We start from the raw sequence: 20509 nt of genomic DNA on the forward strand, positions 1-20509 counted from the left end.
CCATTGACCGTGCCATCGCTTCCCGCATTGGTGCCCAGGTGCTCACCTGTGTTGTTCCAACCGGTTGGCAAACTTGGTGTCGTCGAGCCGGCCGCTGTCTGATGCAGCACCACGCTGTAAGTGCCAGGCACTACATTGCCGAAGTCATAAGAACCATCGGCCTGTACAGCCACGGTCGCTACTGCATTTCCGGCGGTATCCACGAGCGTCACGTACAATCCTGTTGGAATGGCAATGCCGGAGGTTGTATTAACTGTGCTATCCGTCAATGCGTTGGCATCATGGAATACATTACCTGAAAGGTTGACCAGAGGCGTGGTGAATGGAGCCGTTACCGTGCTTTCATTACTTACCGCGCCACCGTTATCGGTTACCACAAAAGGAACGGAAGCGGTCACATCGCCGTCGATCGGGTCAATCAGAACAGTAAGTCCTGTTACCGGAACGGTCAATGAGTCAACCCATGCAGTTTGTCCTGTACCCGGAGTCACACCTGGGGCCACATACGTAACGCCATTGATGGTCACCGTGGTTACACTGTCAGGGAAGGCGGTGAAGGTAATAGTTTCGACTGTTCCGTCTGAATCCGTGAAATCGAATTCGTCGGAGATATCGACCGTTACCACACCACCCGGGTTGGGCTGCGAAGGTACTGCTGCATCCACTGTGACAGGTGGGACCTGCACCCCGAAGTTAGCGTTGGTCACATCGGTAGTAGTCACCACGATGTTGGGCAAGATACCATTGACTGTTCCGTCACTACCGGCCGCTGTACCCAGGTTTTCACCTGTATTGAGCCAGCCGGTTGGCAAACTTGGTGTCGTCGAGCCGGCCGCTGTCTGATGCAGCACCACGCTGTAAGTGTCAGGCACTACATTGCCGAAGTCGTAAGAACCATCGGCTTGTATTGCCACGGTCGCAACCACAGCACCCGTGCTATCGACAAGCGATGCATAAAGGCCAGTCGGAATGGCAATGCCGGAGGTTGTGTTAACCGTGCTATCCGTCAATGCGTTGGCATCATGGAATACGTTACCCGACAGCTGAACAACCGGTGTTGTGAAATCGGCAGTTACGATGCTGAGGTTACTTTCCAGGCCACCATTGTCGGTCACAAAGAAAGGGATCGAAGTAGAAACATCTCCATCGACCGGGTCAACCAGAACGGACAGGCCGGTTCCGGGGACAGTCAGGTTGCCAGCCGGCCACACCTGCTGACCAGATCCCGGCGTTTCGCCCGGTGCCACATAGGTTGTACCATTGATGGTGATCGTCTCGACGTTTTCAGGGAACTCGGTGAAGGTGATCGAGCTCACGGTTCCATCGCTGTCGGTCAATCCGAAGTGCGAAGTCAGATCAACCGTGGTTGCGCCGCCCGGGTTAGGCTGGGTAGGCTCGGTTCCGCCGGTGGTTACCGGAGGCAGCTGGATACCGAAGTTCGCGTTGATCACATTGGTGCCCGCTACGGTTACGCCGGTCAGAATACCACCGACCGCGTTGTCGCTACCTACACCCGCGCCCAGATTTTCACCAGTGTTCACCCATCCCGAAGGCAGGCTTGGCACAGTGGAGCCGGTCGAAGTCTGGTGTAGCACGATGCTGTAATCACCAGGAGCAGTTACACCGAAGTCGTATGTGCCATCCGCATTCACAGCGACGGTTTTTACAGCAACACCGGTCGAATCCACCAGGGTCACAAACAGACCGGTCGGGATAGACGGATCGGTGGCTGTGCTGTTGACAGTCACATCTTTCAATGCATTGGCATCGTGGAATACATTACCGGTCAAAGTTACCGGAGCAAAGCAAGCCTCAGGTGCGTTGATAGCGACATTGACTTGTTTTACCAATTGGCATTGGCTTGCATTGTCAGTCACGGTTACCGTGTAAGTTCTGGGCGAACCTGTAGTCACTGTCGGATTAGCAATGAATGCGTTGGAAAGACCTACTGAGGGACTCCATACATAAGAATAGCTTCCCGAAGAAGTCACATTCAATGGCAGCGGGGCCGAAGTGCCTTCGCAAAGGGCCACATTACCGGTCGTAGCCGCGATGGTGTTCGGATTTACCACGACTACCACCTCTTTGTAGTTACTGCAACCGGTTGCCGTGTTGGTTTGAGTCAAACGGTAGGTCTGGGTAGAAGTGGCAGCGATCGTTGTAGTTGTTGCGTTGGGGCTGGTTACGCCAGCCACAGGGCTCCATTGCCAGGTACTGTTTGCAGGAGCGGTTCCAGCCAGTGACAGGGTCGCTACGCCGCCTTCGCAAATCGCGGTGTTGCCGGTGATAGTAAAGTTATTAGGCGTATTGACGGTCACTACAACCTGGTCGGTGGTGGTACAGCCATTTAATGTAACGCTCACTGTGTAAGTGGTCGTTACCGTCGGCTTCACAGTTGGCTGGGCCACATTAGCCGCGCCTACAATGCTTGCACCCGTCCAGGAGTAGGTCGCACCTGCGATGGCAGGGGTGCCGATTACAGCAGATTCACCAGGGCATAGGGTAGCGTCGCTGCCTGCATTGGCCGACGGGCTCACTTTCACCTGATCGGTGAACACACAACCGCTAGGCAGGGTCACTGTTACCGAATAGATCATTTCCGAGGTCACTGTGGCAGTCGGGTTAGCCACCGTTGCGCTGCTCAAACCGGTCGCCGGTACCCAAAGGTACGTTGCGCCGGCAGGAGCCGCCGGGTTTCCGGCCGCACCGTATCCGATCGCAATCGGTCCGGCAGGGCATACGTTCTGGTCAGCTAAATCCAGGCCGGTTGCCGGGTTAACGGTCAGTGTCACCTGGTCGGTCAATGGGGTGCTACATCCGGGGTAGCTTACCTTTACCACGTAGGTGGCCGTTGCCGTCGGGTTGAGCACGGTCGGGTTGGCGGCGGTGTTGCTGCTTAGTCCGACCGCAGGCGTAATGCCATCAGCCATAAACCATTCATATTGCGCAAAAGGTTCAGCAGCACGTCCCAGCTGTGCAGGCTCTCCCTGGCAGGTAGTCAGGGCTGCGCCAGCATATTCGCCGGCAGTTACGGTGTTGCTCAAAACTACTGTGTCTTTGGCGATACAGCCCGACAATGGATCGGTAACAGTTACAATAAAGCTTTGCGGAGTGCTGGAAGCAAATTGTACCTGAGGCTGAGCATCGGTCGGTCCTGTGCCATTAGTCCATGCAGCGTTAGATGGTTCCCACGAATAGGTCCAGTTGGTTCCCGACGGGGCAGGAGTACCTAATGTTACAGTGGCTCCATTACAAACCGCACGGTCGTTACCTGCATCGGCAACCGGTGCAGATACATTGACGACTACGGTTTCACGGTTCTTACAGCCGGACGCAGTTTCAGTGATGACAACCTCGAACGGCGTGGTGCCGGTAACGGTGGCCGTAGGGTTGGCAACTGTGCTGCTGCTCAATCCCGCTGCGGGTGTCCAGGCATAGGTAAAGCCGGCAATCGGCGTGCTGCCGATCTGGATGGTGGTGCCAGGACAAGTGTATTTATCTTCTGCGGTAAATACCGGCAATGACCATCCCGGCGGGTTGATCACAATCGATTTCTGGCAAGTGATTGAACCATCATATTTGTTGGTCACAGTCACAGTAATGGTAGCCTGCGCGGTCGAAGTGATGTTTACCGTCGCAGCATTGGCATTGTCCACCAGGTTGCCGGGGCTCCACGAGAAGTTGTAATCCGAAGCGGGTAGGGTGGTTCCCAGTCTTAAGGCCACCGATCCGAATACTTTCGGGCAAGCCTGGTCGGAAAGGGTCACAATTTCAAAGTCGCATCCGCCAGTGCCTGTGCAAGGTTGTACCAGCACGTCGGCAGTACAGGAAACGCCGTTCAGGGTAACTGTCCGTCTGAAACGGGTCACACCGCTGTTACTTTTCAGATAAGCATTCTTGCCATTGCCGGCAGTCTGCAAAACAACGCCGTCGCCGGAGACCACGCTCCATGTATAGGTTGTACCCGGCGCATTGTCTTCGTCCATATGGTTGCTCCATACCGGTCCGCAGACGGTTTCGTCCTGATCGCTGATGCGCGAGTTGAGTACCGAAACTTTTACCTCATCGGTGAATGCACAGCCATTTTTGACGGCCGTAACGGTGTAGTTGATCGATCCGCCGGTCACTGCTGCCGTACCCGCATTGAATACAGGGTTAGCAACCTGCGAAGCCGAAAGATACTGACCCGACGTCCAGGTATAGGCAAATGTAGCATCCGCGGTACCGCCCAGGGTGACAGAGGTATTTTTACAAATCGTCTTGTCGGTTCCGGCAAAGGCCAACGTGTTGTTGGGCGCAGTCACCGGGGTTACGGTCACATCGTCGGTCGTTACGCAAGTGCCGCCTCCTTTTTGCTGAACAGTGACCGTCAAACGGTATACCGTCGTAGCAGTTGGGTTGGCAATAGGTTGCGCACAGGTAGTACAGCTCAGTGACGAAATCGGATCACCGGAAATCGCTGTCCACACATACGAAACCGAGGGGCTGGAAACGGGTGGTGCACCGAGCTGGACACCACCGGCACCCTGGCAAATCGACTTGTCGGTACCCGCATTGGCGATCGCCGGAACTATTGTAACCTGGTCGATATCCACGCAGCCGACCGCGTCGGTTACCTGTAATGTGTAGGTGGTTGTTGCGGTGATAGCTGGAGTGGTCCACGTGCCGGTGGAAGCGAGCGGTGTGCCATTGCTGGTACTGCCTTCGAACCAGAGGTAGGAGTACGCAGCTGTTCCGCCGGAAGCTGTCCCTGCCAGCTGTACCGTATTCGAACCAGGCCCGCAGACATACCATTGTGGTCCGTTGGCATTGGCGATCGGCGATACATCGGTACCGATGATCACCGATGCTACCCCGGAACTGTCTACGGTTTTGAAACCGCAAAAACCGTCGTTGACCTTCACGATCCGGCGGTAGTAAGCCGAAGTGTTCCTCGCCAGCGGCTGCAAATCCTTGAATACCTCGCCGGGCATGTCGACCCACGGCCCTGTCGCGCTTTCGGCAATCTGCCATTGGTAAAGCATGGTAGTGCTATAACCGGACGGCGAAGTAATAGCAGCAGGGCTCGCATTGATCACCTGCGGGATACCCAGGATACAGGCCTGCTGGCTGGCTGGTGAAAGCGTAGTCACAGCGAATTGAAGATCAGGAACGGGATCGGCTGAAAGCTTCCATACATACTGAGAACGGATATTTCCATTCGCCGTCGGGGTAATTGCATACTTGCAAGGGCCGAACTGGGCGTCAGTCGCGTAAACTCCACCCGCATAAATATCGCCCGCCGCGTCTACACCAACGGATAGTCCGTCCTCAAGGGAAAAGGTAGCGCTTGCCCCTCCCGCAGTTTTGATCCATACGAAACCCGCATCGGTGGTGTATTTGCTTACAAAAATATCTGTGCTGGCAAGGTGAGTACCCCGGTTGGTTACTTTGACAACTCCCGCTCCCGGGTCCCAGTCGCGATCCAGGATTAAGGGCGCATTGGTATAGCGACCGGTGGCCAGCAGATTTCCGGCATTGTCGAGGGTAATATCCCCAACAGTATTACCCTGAAACATTCCCCAGACGTAATTCCCGTTCCCATCCCATTTGGTGATGAAACCAGGACCGACTACATCGCTGACACCCGAACCTGGATCCAGGTCTATAGTTCCTCCCGCGCTTCCCCCGATATAGATATTTCCGGCATTGTCTGCTTCGATATCGGTCACGCTGCTGCTGCTGGTATTTGCAATAGTCTTGACCCATTGAAATGTTCCAGTGCTGTTCAATTTTGTGACAAATGCCGTTTGGGTGGTCACCGCAGGAACAGAAAGGGGGCCAAAATCAGAAACTCCGCCATTTGCGGCCAGTGTACCTCCGACAAATACATTGCCATTTCCATCAACGGACAGTGCGGCTCCAATGTCGCCGAATGTTCCTCCCATCCGCCTGGCCCATATGAATGTGCCGTCCGGAGCCAGTTTTAAAACGTATGCGTCAAGCGATGACGCACCACCCGGGGATGTCAACTCGGACACACCTGCGCCCGGGTTGAAGTCGACTGTATTGGCAAAGTTACCGGCAACATAAATATTGCCGGAACCATCGGTTTTGATCTCATTACCGGCGCCGTTGCTTCCAGCGACAGCGGAGGTGTCCCCCAATCGGGCAGCCCATAAATAATTTCCGTTGCTGTCGAGCTTAAGTATAAACGTTTCCGTGCCATTTGACGCTCTGGTCGAAAGTTCTGCAACGCCACTACCCGGGTTGAAGTCGGCAGTTCCCCTGAATGACCCGGTGATAAGCAGATTTCCTGCCGCATCGACCGTGATTGCATTATAGGTGAGCTGAACAGTAGCGCTGATCGATTTGACCCATAACAGATTTTTGTTTTTATCCAGTTTCTGGATGTAGGCATACGCGCCGGCTCCTTCGGTCAAAGGAGTTACACCCGGACCTGGGTCGAAATCGACTGTTTCGAAGTAATTCCCGACCATATAGGTGTTTCCTGTCGGGTCGGTAGCGCCTCCTCGCGGGATAACTTGCGCCCCGGCTGTAACCAGGCCGGGTTCTGCTACCCACACATTACCTACGTCCTGGGCCTGTGTGTGGCCGGATTGTAGCCATAGCATTAAAAGGCAGCTTAAAGTGGCCAGCCAGGCATTGCCAGCCATGCGCGCTGGATCCCCCAATCGCCTGACAGCCAATGCCAACTTGATAAATAATTGTTTCTTCATTTAATGTAGAGTTTGGTTCGTGAAAAGAGCCTTGGGAACATACATTTTCATTTTATCATAGGCAGTGGGTGGGTTAGGATGAACGATTTCACAGAAGTGTGTCAGAAGTGTTTTCGGGAAGTAGTTGATCCGGATTGACATAGCGATCCCTCCGGCCTGTTCAGACAGACCGGGTTAGTTCACAGCATTGCCGGGTATAAATCGGGAACAACTACGACAGGCATTAGCGCTCGACTTTCTTCGCCAGCTCGATGACGCTCGAAACACCCATTTTTTGAAATATTCTTGCCTTAAAGGTGCTGACGGTGTTTGCGCGAAGGTTTAAATCCAGCGCAATTTCCTTAACCCATTTGCCCTTTATCAACATATACATGACTTCTTTCTCTCGATCCGACAGTCCGTTAGCAACTTTCAGCCGCTTGGCCGATGGATTCTTGGTCGATACCGCGTCGAGCAGCCGTTCCTGAACTGCAAGGCTTACATACCGGTTCTTTTTCATGACGGTTGTGATCGCAGTGATCATTTCCGCTTTTTCAGCGGATTTAGACAAATAGCCGTTTGCGCCTGCGGTAATGTACTCCAGTGCATGTGTCTGCTCATCCGCGGCAGAGCACATCAGGATCACGATGTCGGGTTGGAACTGTCGTATGCGTTCTATCATTGACTTCCCTTTCCCCCCGGGGATATCAATATCCAGCAGGAGCAAATCGAATAACGATCCCTGTATATACGATAGTCCGGCTTCAAAACTTTCCGCTTCGGTGACCGATGCCTGGGGATAAAGTTCATTCAGCACGATTTTTTGACTCATCCGGACTAAAAAGTGGTCTTCAATCAATAGAATTTTCATCATTCAAAATCGGTTGGTAACGGGATGCTTTTAATTCCGACGGTTAGTTGTTGTTGTCTTTGTTGATCAAAACCCTGTTGAGTTTAATGGCCAGTTCAACGATGTTATCGACTTCAAGCTTCCGGAAAATTTTACGCTTATAGTAGCCCACACTTTTAGGGGTTGCTCCGGTGATGATTGCGATTTCCTGGTGCGATTTGTTGACAACGAGCAAGTCGGCCATGACTTCTTCTCTTTTGGTCAATTTCTGATTCAGCGGTTTTTCAGCAATGTGGGATAGGAGTTGCTGCTGAATGTCGGCGCTGACGAACCTGACGTTCTTCTCGGCTCTTCTGAGCCCCTCGTTAATCTCCTCGGGCAAGGATTTGTTTGAAAAAAGGGCCGCCACTCCCGCCCGGATAAATGTATACATGAACTGGGTTTGCTCGCCAAGGTTGACGAGGATCGCCGTCTCCGGATTCGCTCTTCTGAATGTACCCAGTAGCGCGGTGTCTTTGGCGTCGGCAGCGCTTGCATCCAGAATCATCGCCTGAAACTTTTGACCGGATGAATGCTCGATTGCACTTCGCAGGGAATTGGTTTCATCGATATTGCCTTGGGGGTACTCACTTTTGATCACCGTGCGTATGGCGATGGAAAACAAATGGTTGTCGGTAACGATCAATATCGTCATGATTTGGTAGGGTTATTCATGTAAAATGGTGCTTGACAATCGGCCGGGGTGCAAATGAAAGGAACCCGGGCAGTGACTTGCACTGCCCGGGAACTATCACGGGTTCATTATCTGGTAACGGCTACTTTGTGTGTGCTGATAGTGCCGTCAAACAGGGTCATGGTTACGATGTACATGCCAGGTGCTAGTTTGCTGACATCTACGCCTTGGTCCGAAACCTTCTGTTGGAGCAGTACATTCCTGCCTGAGGTATTCCTGATCGCTACTTCCTGCACCTGTGCATAGTTGTTGACCAGCAGCTTGTCGGATGCGGGATTAGGGTAGGTGCTGATCCGGGCATCGCTGAATTTTACATTACGGATGGCGCTATACGCAAATGTGTTGTCCTTGTCTACCATCTTCAACCGGTACAGGTTTATTCCCGCAAGCGGGGTGTTGTCGACAAAAGAATAGTCGACGAGTACTGAGCTTTCGCCAGTGGAAGCAACAGCTCCGATCCGGTTCCAGTTTTTGCCATTCCCACTGCGTTCGATCTCGAACCGGTCGCTGTTGGTTTCTTCGGTGGTGGCCCAGGTGAGGAGAGTGGTTTTTCCTTCGGCAACGGCTGCAAACCGGGTGAGCGTAACAGGCATCGGAACGGCAAGGGCAGCAAATGTGTAGGCGGTGTAGGTATCGGGGGCCAGGGGGCTAACGGTCGTGATAGAACCTGCTGACAAGTCGCTGGTGCCGCCTAAAATGGATGTCGTGTCCGTTTTGGAAGGAATGGCCACCCATTCGGTCCCGTTCCAGCCTACAATGGTGAGTTTGTTGAGCTGTCCGCCGGTCAGGGTCGATATCGCGCTGCCTGCATCCCAGGTCAAAGTCAATGGGGTCGCATTCGCCCCGTCGATGTCCCAGTATTCGATGGTGCTGACCACGTCGACGTTGTCGCCCATGGCGCTGGTAGCGAACGGGCCCCCGCTGGGCAGTGCGGTGTAGTCCGAACCAGTAAACAGGTTGCTGGTAACGGCCGTATTAGGGTCTGAGTGAAAATAAGAACCCATGGTGCCGTCGGCGGAAGCGGCAAACGGGCCGAGGGCACCATTGTCCCCGACCGGGAAGACAAATTGGCCTGCCCCGTATTTGCGTACGTAACCGTCCACATAGCCTGCATCCGACGCACCGGTGGAAGTCAGGTTATCGCCTGCGAAGTTGAGTACGCCGAAGTTGCCAGCGGCACGTTCGGTGAGGATCACGCCGGGCTGGGCGCCCCCGCCCCCGGTGACGAAGTTGTAGTTACTAAAAAAGGTCATCTGGGCACCTCCGAAGATGGTGGTGTTGCCCTGGCCGCCTTCCTGTGCCTGGGCGAACTGTCCGAATAAAAGCAGGGCTGCGGAGGCGGCCATGCTGATCCATCCTTTTCCAGATGGGGTGGTATAGTTATGTTTCATTGTAAAATCTGTTTAATGCTCTGAGAATGATAATGGTGTTTTGAAAGCGCCCGCTTGCTATCTCTGAATAACTAGCCAGTGAACATTAGAATGGCCCGATAGCGTAGGTTTCCCGAAACTGAATATCTCCAGAATAATAACCAGTATAAAACCAAAAATAGAGTGTCTGTGGACCTGTCACGGTCACCCGAAACCCAGGGGCTGTATGGTGTGCAGTAGGTACAACAAATAACCATTCTGCTGCAATACCCTCTTGAGTGTAAGTCGAGGCGCTGCTTGACAAAGCTGTGTTGATAAAAGCATGATTCGGGATAGGATGCGTTGTCGCGACGTTAGACACTGACCACCTGGCATAAACCATATAGGTGCCTGCTTTGGGGAATGTTATGGACCCACCCGAGTATTTCTGGTCTACAGCGCCAGTCGGAAAGTTGACGACCCCTCCGGTAGTCCCGTTGATCATGGTGCCGGCCAAAGGATTCTGCCAGCTCGTACCGCCGGCTGCATCCGAAGTCAAAACTTTCCCTGCCCCCTCGGTACCGTCGGTAATGGTTACCTGGCCTGTCGTTTTGTCTACTTTCATCTTACGCCCGGGAGTGGACGCTTCCACTTCCAGGTTGGAATTAGGCTCGATGGTGGTTGGGTTCGTGCCGATTTTTACTTGTGCGAAAACGGTGGAGGAACCAAGAAGCATCGCCGCTCCGAGCATAACAGCGTAAAGTGTTTTAGGCAATAGTTTTTTTGCTTTCATGATTGATAATGGTTTTTTCATGATTAGTAAGGGGTTGATTAATAGTTGTTTCTTACCGGCTCACCGATTTGTTGTTTTCGGCTGCGCTTAATGTCTGCTCTATACGGCTGATACGCTCGTTGAGCTCAGCAAGAGAAGCTGCTTTGCGCGTCAATTCGGCGTTGAGCTGCCCTTTTTCCTTTTCCAGTGACTCCACTTTCTCGTTGAGCTCCTGTACTGATTTCACGAGCATCGGAACCAGCTTGCTGTAATCGACCTGCCAGGGCTTGATCTTCTCATCCTCGCCTCCCACTCTTACGGCCTGGGGATATACTTTATGCAATTCCTGGGCTAATACCCCCGTGGCCAGCGTTTTTTTGGAATCTGCCTTGTAGTTATAATCGTACACTTTGACTGCTTTCAGCGCTTCCAGCCCGAATTTCGTAGCGTGGATATTTTCCTTCAAACGCTTGTCCGAAGTGGTGCCGTAAATCACGCCGCCCGCGCCATTGTATGTAATTGCACCAACACCACCGGGAACGCCACTAACACTAAAGATGATGAACGACTCTTCGATCGTACCCGTGGGCTTGGAAAGGTGGAGTGGGGCGCCGCCTCTGCGCTGGATGCCGACCCACAAATCCCCCCCACCGGCGCTGATCTCCATACCGTCCATATTGGATGTTCCCGTCCAGATCGTTCCGGTTTGTTCGCCGTTTTGTGAAAGAATTTTTGTAGTTCCCCGAATATCCAGCCAGGCTTGCGGCAGTGCGGTGTTAATGCCGACGGCGCCGGATTGCAATACCACCGTATGCGTGTTACTACTGGATTCCACATCCAGATGGGCTCCAGTACTAATCGTGGTCGGGTTTGCGCCTATTTTTACCTGCGCAAAAGAGGTGGTTGCTGCAGTAGTGGCGCCAAGAAGTGCAATAGCGGACAATAGCTGTTTTGTTTTCATAAAAGCTCTGGTTTTGAATTAGAAATCGATGAGAATGGCCGGGAACCAAGCGTACAACCGGGATTGAGGCCGTTTGGACTGTGTCGGTAAGCTAGTCGATCTTCGTAACGGTCATGTAGGCACGTCCGCAAGTACCGGTCCAGATGGGGTTAACCGGTGGCTGTCCATCTGTCTGCATAGTATAGCCATCCAGCGAAATGCCATCGCCGGCAGCTAAATTTCCTGTGTAAACAACTGATTGCCAGTCGCCCACTCCAGCGATTGAAGTGACGCCTTTGTACAACGGACCGCCATTTTCTGACACCACCCAAATCCTGGTCCACAATGTTACACCTGCGCCGGTTGTACTGGTGCAGGATAAGCCTACCTGTACAGAATAAGTACCGTCCGTGGGTACAGTGAATCGCTTGGTAGCCGCGCTCCAGTTTGCTGCTCCCAGCGTAGGCACAAGCGGGAGCCGCTGGTTTATTTCATCGTGGGTTGTGAAAGTAGGAATGATGGCCTGGCCGGTTATCGCTCCGCTGAATGCAGTGACTGGTATCGCGAGCTGAGACTGGCTCTGCCAGGTAGCGACGCCGTTGGCATCTGAGGTGAGTACTTTCTTGTCGCCCTGAGAGCCGTCGGCGATCGTCAGTTTACCGGTGGTTTTATGGATGCTGATCTTTTTGGCCGGATCCGTGCTTTCCACTTCCAGGTTATTATTGGGATCAATGGTCGTCGGATTAGAGCCGATCTTGACCTGCGCGTAAGTAAGGGATGATCCTCCCAGTAGCATGCTCAGCAGTAGTGCGGAAAGTAGTATACGTCTTTTCATAGAATTGATAATAGGGATTAGTAGTGTTTGGTTTTGCGCAATCGAAATCCGGGAACACCGTAAGGAGTTATCGGATTATTCAAATGATGTTTTAAGCGTCGTGCAGGCCTAATCAGACCTTATAACCGGTCCTTGACCCGAAACAAACATAGGCAGACTATATTAAATCGACCCATCGATATCTACAAAAACGGGGAAGAAATAGCTCGATAATTGTAGTAGTAATTTTACAAATTGGATGCACTATTGTTCCGACCTGGCAATTGTCGATTTACAATGGCCGAAAGAGGTCGGCGTTGACGATCGAATGGGTCCTGATATACGACGATGAGAAATCGGCTGCATCTCCCGGTCGGGCCGAGAATTTGAATGAGGTTAAGTGCTTCTTTATGAGTGTATAATATTTGGTAAGTGTCTTTTTTACGTCTGCTCAGAATCTTTCCGGGCTTCAAGAAAATGATGTGATTCAGGTCTGAACGAGCATATCATCTCCCTGCTGCAACAGAAAAGTTGCATTTGTTGCAACTACCAGAATGTAGGGAGATGTCTACAAATTAATTTTATGTTATGCCCGGTCTCCAAGCTCGGAAACACGGTTATGCAAGGGCCCCGGCTATCATACCTTATACAACTATTGCGATAGCTGCAAACCGCCGCATTTAGAATGACCGGCAAGACCGGTGTTGACTCGTGTCGATGTAGTTCTGGCGGTACTCATTCCGACGCCGGCGTATCGGCTTGTGGATGGGTTGGAGCTGATTGGGCTTGCATGAAGTGATCTGATGCAAGACCTCTGTCCTGATGAGGTGTATTTTTAAACCGGGAAGAAGTCAGGGTAATCCCGACCTCCCGACTATTCCTGATCCGCAAAATTACGGATAAAATGATCTAGGGATTTCCGTGTTTTTTGTGAGGTTTTGTCCTCCTGAAGCGTTTGTCTAATTCTACCGCTTCTTTTATCAGCGTGGTTAAGGCAGGAATATCGATTTCATCAGCTGATTGATACACCTTGTAGAAAATCTGCTTGTTAGTTCCGTGCGTTAAATAGTTGTTTGCATCGTTCAGCTGGTTGCCATACCAGAAACCGAACAATACCCCTTTTTTAACGCCGCTTCGGGGAACGGACGATGGAAATATCAAGCAAATAGATTTATTGCCATAGAAGAACGGGACATTGTAGGATAGTTTTTCTTTTCCATATCCATTTAAGGCTTCCAGTGTTATTTGCCGCAGAACATCTACCAGCAAGGCTTCGTCTTTGGGCAAAAACTCAAAGAACTCTATTATCGACCGGAATTTTATTTTTTCGTTTTCCATCCGCTATTATTTTCCTTAATCGAATTTCCGTTCATTTCCCTGATTTTTAATCATCGGATTTGGCCGGGGTTTCTGTTTAATATTCTGGAATCAATAGCAACGATCAGCAAATTTTCCCTGGAATTTTGCCGATCGTTGCTTTAAAACTATCTTTTAGAATTAAAAACCAATCTTTCTAAAAAGTCAATACCCGAATGCTGCCTGCAAGTTATATCAAGGTCAACGATATGCAAATAGCCTATTATGAACTCGGTGCATCCGGGTCGGCTACTGTTTTCTTTCTTCATGGAAACTCATGTTCCGCGGGTACCTGGCGAAAGCAATTTTCGTCGGATTTATTAGCCGCTTACCATTTAATTGCGTTCGATCTGCCGGCTCATGGCCAATCCGATGCTGCGGGGGATCTGGATTACAGCCTGTCGGCGCTTGGCAAGATCATGGCCGAGGCGATCAAACAACTTGCCGGCGGGAAACCTTTTGTCCTTACGGGAATGTCGTTGGGGACGAACATTACTATGGAGGCTTGCCGATGGCTCGGACCTGCAGGTGTTGTTTTGGCGGGGCCTTCGATTATCGGGGATGGCTTTGGGCTCGATCAGATTGCACAGCCAGGTGTAGACCTGAGCCCTATATTTATCGAAAATGCGACCATGGAAGCGATTATCCGATATAGCCAACTGGTATCTGCCTCGATGAAAGAAGAGGACCATGAACATTTCGTAAGGGATTACCTCAACGTAAAGCCAGGTTTTCGTTCAAAGTTGTATGAAGGAATTTCACAAAATAAATATTCGGATGAAATTCGACTTCTTAAAGATCGCAGGAACAATTTGGTTGTATTTGGTGCGGACGAACGGATAGTGCGAGCCAACTACCTGGATCAACTCGCCGATTTTTGCTTTCAGGGAAGTGTTTTCAAAATACCCGGAGCTGGCCATCTCGTTCACATAGATCAGCCGGAGGTTTTCAATCAGCTGATTGCAGATTATCTGGCTGAAATTATTACGCCTTAAAGGTATCTCTCTCGAAACCCATAAGTTACCAGAGCTGTGGCATTGCTAATGCCGGTCTTTTCATGCATATTTCTTCGATGCGTGATGATGGTGTGTTCACTGACAAACATTTTGTCTGCAATTTCTTTGCTGGTTAGTCCTTCCGACATCCACTTAAGCACTTCGATTTCTCGTCTGCTAAATAAACGGTCCGATTCCCCGAGTGAATACTGCTTTTTGAATACTGTCTGATAGCACATCGGGGAGTCTTTGCCTTCGGCTATCCGGACTACGGTCTGAACTGCGGGAGCGGGTGATATTAAGCCGTCTACGTTCAAAACTATTCCCATAGACATTAACGGATTACCCTGTTCGTCGGATTTAACAAACCAGTTCCGTTGAAGCAAATTCGTGTAGCTTCCCCATTTATTGCGGAGCCTGTAACCATAGGTAAATACAAAGTTTCGGTGTTCTTCGGTCGGGTAATTTCTCAGGAGGTCGAGGCGGTCCGGGAAAATAGAATCATTGAACAACTTCATGTCTTCACGATGGTAGATTTCGGGAAGAAGATTGATGCCATTTTGAATAAAAGTGTCGGCTTGCTCCCCAAGGATATTAATCATCGCCTTTGACATAGTCAGATATTTACCCGTTGTATAATCCAGCAGGTAGACTACGGGAATGGAATGATGAAAATAAGAACTAAAAATACGTTGATTGACATCCAGTATATCTTCCAGTTCACGAAGTTCAAGCATACTGTCATCAAGTGATCTTCCGGACGCAAATTGGAGATAGGTCTGCCAATCCATTTTCTTTTTTAGGGCCATTGTAATAGGGTCGAAACGTGTAGGATGTTACTCTAAAAATACCAAGAAGATGGTAGTTTTCAAACGTACGCGAATGATAAATTTGCAACGACATCGGGTTCTGCGGATACCGTATTGAAGTACCTGCACTTTCCGTATTTGGGTTGATCTTATGCACAAATCCGCCAGCTGTTGATTTTGGAGTGTTGCAGGATAAACTTAAACTGACATTTGCCAGTAAATGCCTGATATAAGTAATACACTTGGCAGCAACGGGCGCTTCTGTTATCCCGCATGAAAGTTCAACGGATGACCCTGCCAGCAATATAATGAGTTCCGAAAACGTAAACCCTCCATAAGATGAACCCTGCTAAATCGACAATACTATTCTTCCTTCTTTTGATTATTGCGGCATGTGCAAAAGATGACCCTGCGCCAGCTGAGGAAAAACCGTTGAAAGGAATAAACATGTTTTAGGTCAAGGACAAGTTCTGAATTTCAGAAAACACAACCTTTATTTCTTCAACTTTCAACCGCAAAACAGGTATGGGAAACTTTTGCTTGGCCAATAGGCATTTTAGATTTGGGATCATCATGGCGTTAGCACTTATTGCCAATATCCCTGATGTAACAGCACAATGTAATTTTGTTCCGCTCGGCCCATCTGACGTCAATAAACCGTCCGACGACTATGCTGATGAAATAAAGACCGTCACACACGAAAATGAGATTTTTATTCTCTTCACATTCGAGGGGAATGCGATTGTAAAAAAATGGGACGGCGTTGAATGGAATGTTCTTGGTGAGTCCGTTAGTCCGGCAGCCACTGTCCGTACGGCGGCGATTGCAGTTGATGGGCTGGGTGCACCCATTGTTTTTTACGAAGAATTTGATGGCAAGACTATGGTCAGGAAATGGACGGGCTCCAACTGGATAACATTGGGCAGTGAGACTGTTTCTTCTAATTATGTCAGATCACCATCCATAGCTATTGACGACAATAACACCGTCTATATTGCTTACAGGGATTATGCCAACAATAGCAAAGCCACGGTGCAAAGATGGGACGGAAGTTCGTGGTCACCGGTGGGTACTGCGGGCCTTTCCGCTGGACTTGTCGAGGATCCGGCAATCGCGATTGATGGGACTGGTGCTCCGGTGCTAGCATACGGCGATGGCGTCAATGGAGGAAGGATTACCGTCAAAAAATGGAATGGAACCAGCTGGATTGATCTCGGACCACCCGGGTTTTCTGCTGGTTATGCCGAGTTTACTTCCATTGCAGTTGGGGGTGGAGTAATTCATGTCATCTACAAAGACTTTGTAAACGGATTAAAAGCAACAGTTCAAAAGTGGGATGGTGTGGCCTGGAGCGTGGTCGGTACCCCTGGAATATCCACGAGTGAAGTATCAAGCCTGGCTATCGCAGTGGGCAGTAGCGGAAATCCGTATGTCATTTACCAGGAAGCCCCGTACCGAGCGACGGTGAAAATGTGGAATGGCACTGCCTGGGCTCCGGTTGGCTCGGTTGCCCATCAGGAAGAATCGGCTGGCTTTACTGCGATCACACTGGATGCAGCGGATAATCCGGTGGTCGCATTCCAGGATCTGGGATCCAAGGCGAAGGTAAAGAAGTGGGTGGGCAGCAATTGGATTACTTTGGGATCGGAAGGGTTATCTGACGGACTCGCATACTCCCCATCAATCGTCGCCGACGGTTTTGGAAATCTCTATGTTGCTTATGTCGATAAAGCAGCTGACAATAAGATCACCGTTAAAAAATGGGATGGTAGTAATTGGACGCTTGTGGGCAGCAGGGGATTTGCGAGCGCAGGCATAGTTTCGATCACTGCCGACCATACCGGTAAACCGTATGTGGCTTATATGGATTTTCAGAATTTGGCGATCGTCGTCCGTACATGGGATGGTAGTGCCTGGAACACGTTGGGCGCATCGGACGTAGCTACCGGGCACGCGTCATCTGTCTCGATCGTGATCGACAGTAACGATGTCCCGTATGTCGTGTATATGGGCAGCGCCAACAGTTTCAAAGCCACTGTGAAAAGATGGGATGGAGCGAACTGGACGGCTTTGGGCGGATTAGGATTTACACCGGGTTTTGCCGGGTCCCCCGCTATTGCCTTGGATAAAAGCGGCACCCCATTTGTGGTATTTGCGGACGGCACGAATGGAGAACGAGCTACTGTGATGAAATGGAACGGTACGAATTGGGATCTGGTGGGCGCCGCCGGATTTTCGGGCCCTAGCGCTGCGCATACTTCGATAGCTATTGACCAAATGGGGACACCTTACGTGGTCTATCGAGATTCTGAGGCAGGCGGAAAGGCCACAGCCAGACGATGGGATGGCAATAGTTGGGTGGGAGTTGGAAACCCGGGCTTATCAACAGGAGTGGCCACTTATACGATTATTCGTCTGGATGTAAATGGTGATCCGATCGTTTTTTACCTTGATGGACCATCGGGCAGGCCGACAGTCAGAAAATGGAATGGGATCAGTTGGGACGCAATGGGCTTGCCGGAATTTTCAGCAGGAAACGCAAATTACCCGGCGATAGCAATAGACGCTGTTGGAACACCCTATGTAGCTTACGCGGCTCCCGAGGTGTACGTACAGGCTTTCCAAGCAACCCTTCCCCTGGAATTCAGCTCACAAACGCTTGAACTGGATAATTTTCATGCGCGGACCTTTAAAAATGATTGTGAGCTAATCGCAACGATAACCCCGAATGGATCAGCACCGGCAGGGGGCAGTATACTGGCAAAGGTCTGGATGGAAGGGGTTCAACCGTCTTCATATGTCAGGCGTCACTACGAAATCACCCCGTCCGTCAGTCCTGCGAATGCTACGGCATCGGTGACGCTCTACTTTACACAACAGGAATTCGATGATTTTAACGCGGTCAACGATATACAGCTCCCCAGCGGCCCGCTTGATGCAACCGGAATTGCCAATTTGCTGATTGAAAAAATAGGGGGGCAAAGCAACGACGAAACAGGAACGCCGGGATCTTATACGGGAAGTACTGAAACCTTTCATCCGACCGGTCAAAATATTGTTTGGAACGCGACCGGCGGCCGATGGGAAGTTACTTTTGATGTGACGGGTTTCAGCGGGTTTTTTGTAAAAACGAGCAATAGCCCATTGCCGGTTGTCCTTTCCAATTTTAGTATACGCGATCAGGAAGGCAGGACGCTGCTTTTTTGGGAGACATCCAGTGAAATCAATGCATCGCATTTCGAAATTGAGAGAAGTCCGGATGGCAAATCGTTCCAAAAAATTGGAGTTGTGGAAGCGGGAATTGGTGGGAACAACGTTCAGCATTACCACTTTACTGATAGTCAGAATAATCTGAACTCAAAAATTATATACTACCGGCTCCGTCTGGTAGATATGGATGGTTCCTTCACCTTCTCGCGTGTGCTCTCCCTTCAAATGCACGATGGAGGTGAAAAAATGAGCGTGTATCCGAACCCGGTAGGCAATACATCCTGGTTGACGATCGACCATGACCTGAGTGCGGCAAAAATCAAGGTGTACGATTCCCGGGGAAGATCGATTAAATTGCTTCCTTACCATGAAAATGGTCAAACGAAAATCCATGTCGGCGGCCTTGGCCCGGGGAACTACTTCATAAGGTTCGACACGACAAGCGGACCTGTAACCAGGAAATTTGTTGTCGAGTAATGAAGGAATACATGGAATGAGTTTCGGGGAAGTTTTGAATCGGTAGGGGCAATCAAAAGAAGTGTTTACGTTCAGAAATGCTCACTTTCCAGGTAATTTAGTCGACTCTTCTATCTGTCTGCCGAGAATTTCCGGGTTATTGGATGGCCGTAACGAGTAAAACCGACCATTGGGGGCAATAATGTAAGTAGTTGGAAAAGCGCTGACATTGTACGACTTGATGATCGGATGCTCGCGTAGTTTATCCTCCGTGAAGACATGGTAACCTTTAACCCCAAATTTTGTGATGGCCTTCTTCCAGGTGGTTTGATTGTCCACCGACACGGTTAAGAAAACAACGCGATCGTCATTTTCAAACTGTTTTTTAACAGGTTCTATGGATTTGAAAAGGGCGTGACAGGGTCCGCAAGCGGCGAACCAGAAATCGAGATAGACGGTTTTGCCCCGAAATGACGCCAGGCTGACTTTTTCTCCTGATAAATTTTGAACTGAAATTTCCGGTGCGAAATCTCCTTCCCTTATCAGCGTCGTTTCGGCAAGCATGCCCGTCAGGATCTCCTTTAATCGTTGATCCGCCAATTGCTCAATGGCGTTCTGAAGGACCGGATCGCCAATGGCATTTGTGCTGTTTGAGATATCTGACTTTAATGTTAAAAAAATAACGGGGGAACGTAATTTCCCGGGTATGAAACTGGCTAAAAGCTGATATTTTCGTTCGGCATAATCGGACGTTTGCGGCTGAACGTTTTCTTCCAGGTAGATGGAAGCCAACACTTTGACGGCGTCGGCATAAAATCTGGAATTGTAATGAGCTTCATCAAAAATCAGCAGTTTTTGCATGCTTTGCTTGGAAGCCTCGCTGAGCTTGTCCTGATGCTTCGTCAAAATGTGGTTATAGGAGTCCCCGAAAATTGCGGCCAGGCTATTATGCTTTGCGAGCAGTTCGGTAGCAGACAGGTAACCCAGTAATTGCATGTGGCTCTCGCGGCTCATCGAGTTCCTGAAAAGGGTCATATTTTTATTGACGGCATCTTTCAGACTGTCTATGGAGGCAAACATATAATCCACCGGAAAACTTTGCAGTTTCGCCGTTGCAACGGCCTTTCGTACGAAAACCTTCATCTGGTTGATCGAGGAGGTAATTTCAAATTTCTCCTTACCGGCCCCGTGGTAGGAAATGCTATTGGCAAAGTCGGATTTGTCATAATGAATAACAATGCTGTCACCTGGCTCGACAAATCCTCCGAAATAGTTAGCCCCATCGCTGAAACTCAGGAAAGTGGTGCCGGAGACCTCAAACCGATGGTGAAACTGTCCGCTCTGCAACGGCAAAACGACGCCGAGATTCCCGGTATAAAGAGAGGTGGAGACGATGGTGCATTGAAGGCTTTCCCCACCTGCATTGCGAACGACTCCTTGTATATGCACATCTCCCGCCGACACGGTGCGGACAATAAGGAACATGGCAAAATGCAATAGGCAGATTGTTTTCATGGCTGGTATAGA

12 protein-coding genes are annotated in these 20509 nt (G+C 50.4%); 2 read left to right on the forward strand and 10 right to left on the reverse strand.

The window, feature by feature from the left end; all coding sequences use genetic code 11:
- From BP71_RS00005 to BP71_RS00040, 8 genes are all read right to left on the reverse strand, one after another.
- Window positions 1-6719 (reverse strand): hypothetical protein (locus BP71_RS00005; RefSeq protein ID WP_496375267.1); only part of this gene is annotated, 6719 nt, incomplete at its 3' end.
- A 223-nt stretch (window positions 6720-6942) separates the two neighbouring features.
- Window positions 6943-7572 (reverse strand): response regulator, encoded by a 630-nt coding sequence (locus BP71_RS00010; RefSeq protein WP_496375269.1) that lies wholly within the window; start codon window positions 7570-7572, stop codon window positions 6943-6945.
- A 40-nt stretch (window positions 7573-7612) separates the two neighbouring features.
- Entirely contained in the window at window positions 7613-8242 is a 630-nt protein-coding gene (locus BP71_RS00015; protein WP_496375271.1) for a LuxR C-terminal-related transcriptional regulator, read from the reverse strand.
- Window positions 8243-8349: 107 nt separating this feature from the next.
- The gene (locus BP71_RS00020; RefSeq protein ID WP_496375273.1) at window positions 8350-9672 is read right to left on the reverse strand and encodes a T9SS type A sorting domain-containing protein; all 1323 of its coding nucleotides are present in this window, start codon (window positions 9670-9672) and stop codon (window positions 8350-8352) included.
- An 85-nt stretch (window positions 9673-9757) separates the two neighbouring features.
- Window positions 9758-10423: a hypothetical protein gene (locus tag BP71_RS00025; RefSeq protein ID WP_496375275.1), complete on the reverse strand. Its 666-nt coding sequence runs from the start codon at window positions 10421-10423 to the stop codon at window positions 9758-9760.
- Window positions 10424-10475: 52 nt separating this feature from the next.
- Window positions 10476-11363 (reverse strand): tail fiber domain-containing protein, encoded by an 888-nt coding sequence (locus BP71_RS00030; protein WP_496375277.1) that lies wholly within the window; start codon window positions 11361-11363, stop codon window positions 10476-10478.
- Between the two features lie 91 nt (window positions 11364-11454).
- Window positions 11455-12177 carry a hypothetical protein gene (locus tag BP71_RS00035; RefSeq protein WP_496375279.1) on the reverse strand — a complete coding sequence of 241 codons (723 nt, stop codon included), beginning with the start codon at window positions 12175-12177 and terminating at the stop codon, window positions 11455-11457.
- A gap of 888 nt (window positions 12178-13065) precedes the next feature.
- Window positions 13066-13494, reverse strand: a complete 429-nt coding sequence (locus tag BP71_RS00040) for a DUF1801 domain-containing protein (RefSeq protein ID WP_496375281.1) — start codon at window positions 13492-13494, stop codon at window positions 13066-13068.
- Window positions 13495-13688: 194 nt separating this feature from the next.
- Here BP71_RS00040 and BP71_RS00045 point away from each other — a divergent pair, with 194 nt between their 5' ends.
- Complete coding sequence (locus BP71_RS00045; RefSeq protein ID WP_496375283.1) at window positions 13689-14507, forward strand: alpha/beta fold hydrolase; 819 nt, start codon at window positions 13689-13691, stop codon at window positions 14505-14507.
- On the opposite strand, the gene BP71_RS00050 is transcribed toward BP71_RS00045, so the two are convergent.
- The gene (locus tag BP71_RS00050) at window positions 14504-15316 is read right to left on the reverse strand and encodes a response regulator transcription factor (RefSeq protein ID WP_496375285.1); all 813 of its coding nucleotides are present in this window, start codon (window positions 15314-15316) and stop codon (window positions 14504-14506) included. The genes BP71_RS00045 and BP71_RS00050 overlap by 4 nt on opposite strands.
- A gap of 573 nt (window positions 15317-15889) precedes the next feature.
- On the opposite strand from BP71_RS00050, the gene BP71_RS00055 reads away from it, so the two are divergent.
- Window positions 15890-19003, forward strand: coding sequence for a T9SS type A sorting domain-containing protein (locus tag BP71_RS00055; protein ID WP_496375287.1), 3114 nt, complete (start codon window positions 15890-15892; stop codon window positions 19001-19003).
- An 81-nt stretch (window positions 19004-19084) separates the two neighbouring features.
- Here the strand turns inward: BP71_RS00055 and BP71_RS00060 are convergent, their stop codons facing one another.
- Window positions 19085-20497 (reverse strand): peroxiredoxin family protein, encoded by a 1413-nt coding sequence (locus BP71_RS00060; RefSeq protein WP_496375289.1) that lies wholly within the window; start codon window positions 20495-20497, stop codon window positions 19085-19087.
- Window positions 20498-20509 lie beyond the last annotated feature (12 nt).

Source organism: Dyadobacter ginsengisoli DSM 21015 (assembly GCF_059568735.1).

Coding starts and splice junctions, on each gene's coding strand:
- BP71_RS00055 (WP_496375287.1), top strand. CDS start 15,890: ATGGCGTTAGCACTTATTGCCAATATCCCTGATGTAACAGCACAATGT.
- BP71_RS00010 (WP_496375269.1), bottom strand. CDS start 7,572: ATGATGAAAATTCTATTGATTGAAGACCACTTTTTAGTCCGGATGAGT.
- BP71_RS00060 (WP_496375289.1), bottom strand. CDS start 20,497: ATGAAAACAATCTGCCTATTGCATTTTGCCATGTTCCTTATTGTCCGC.
- BP71_RS00050 (WP_496375285.1), bottom strand. CDS start 15,316: ATGGCCCTAAAAAAGAAAATGGATTGGCAGACCTATCTCCAATTTGCG.
- BP71_RS00045 (WP_496375283.1), top strand. CDS start 13,689: ATGCTGCCTGCAAGTTATATCAAGGTCAACGATATGCAAATAGCCTAT.
- BP71_RS00035 (WP_496375279.1), bottom strand. CDS start 12,177: ATGAAAAGACGTATACTACTTTCCGCACTACTGCTGAGCATGCTACTG.
- BP71_RS00030 (WP_496375277.1), bottom strand. CDS start 11,363: ATGAAAACAAAACAGCTATTGTCCGCTATTGCACTTCTTGGCGCCACT.
- BP71_RS00020 (WP_496375273.1), bottom strand. CDS start 9,672: ATGAAACATAACTATACCACCCCATCTGGAAAAGGATGGATCAGCATG.
- BP71_RS00040 (WP_496375281.1), bottom strand. CDS start 13,494: ATGGAAAACGAAAAAATAAAATTCCGGTCGATAATAGAGTTCTTTGAG.
- BP71_RS00025 (WP_496375275.1), bottom strand. CDS start 10,423: ATGAAAGCAAAAAAACTATTGCCTAAAACACTTTACGCTGTTATGCTC.
- BP71_RS00015 (WP_496375271.1), bottom strand. CDS start 8,242: ATGACGATATTGATCGTTACCGACAACCATTTGTTTTCCATCGCCATA.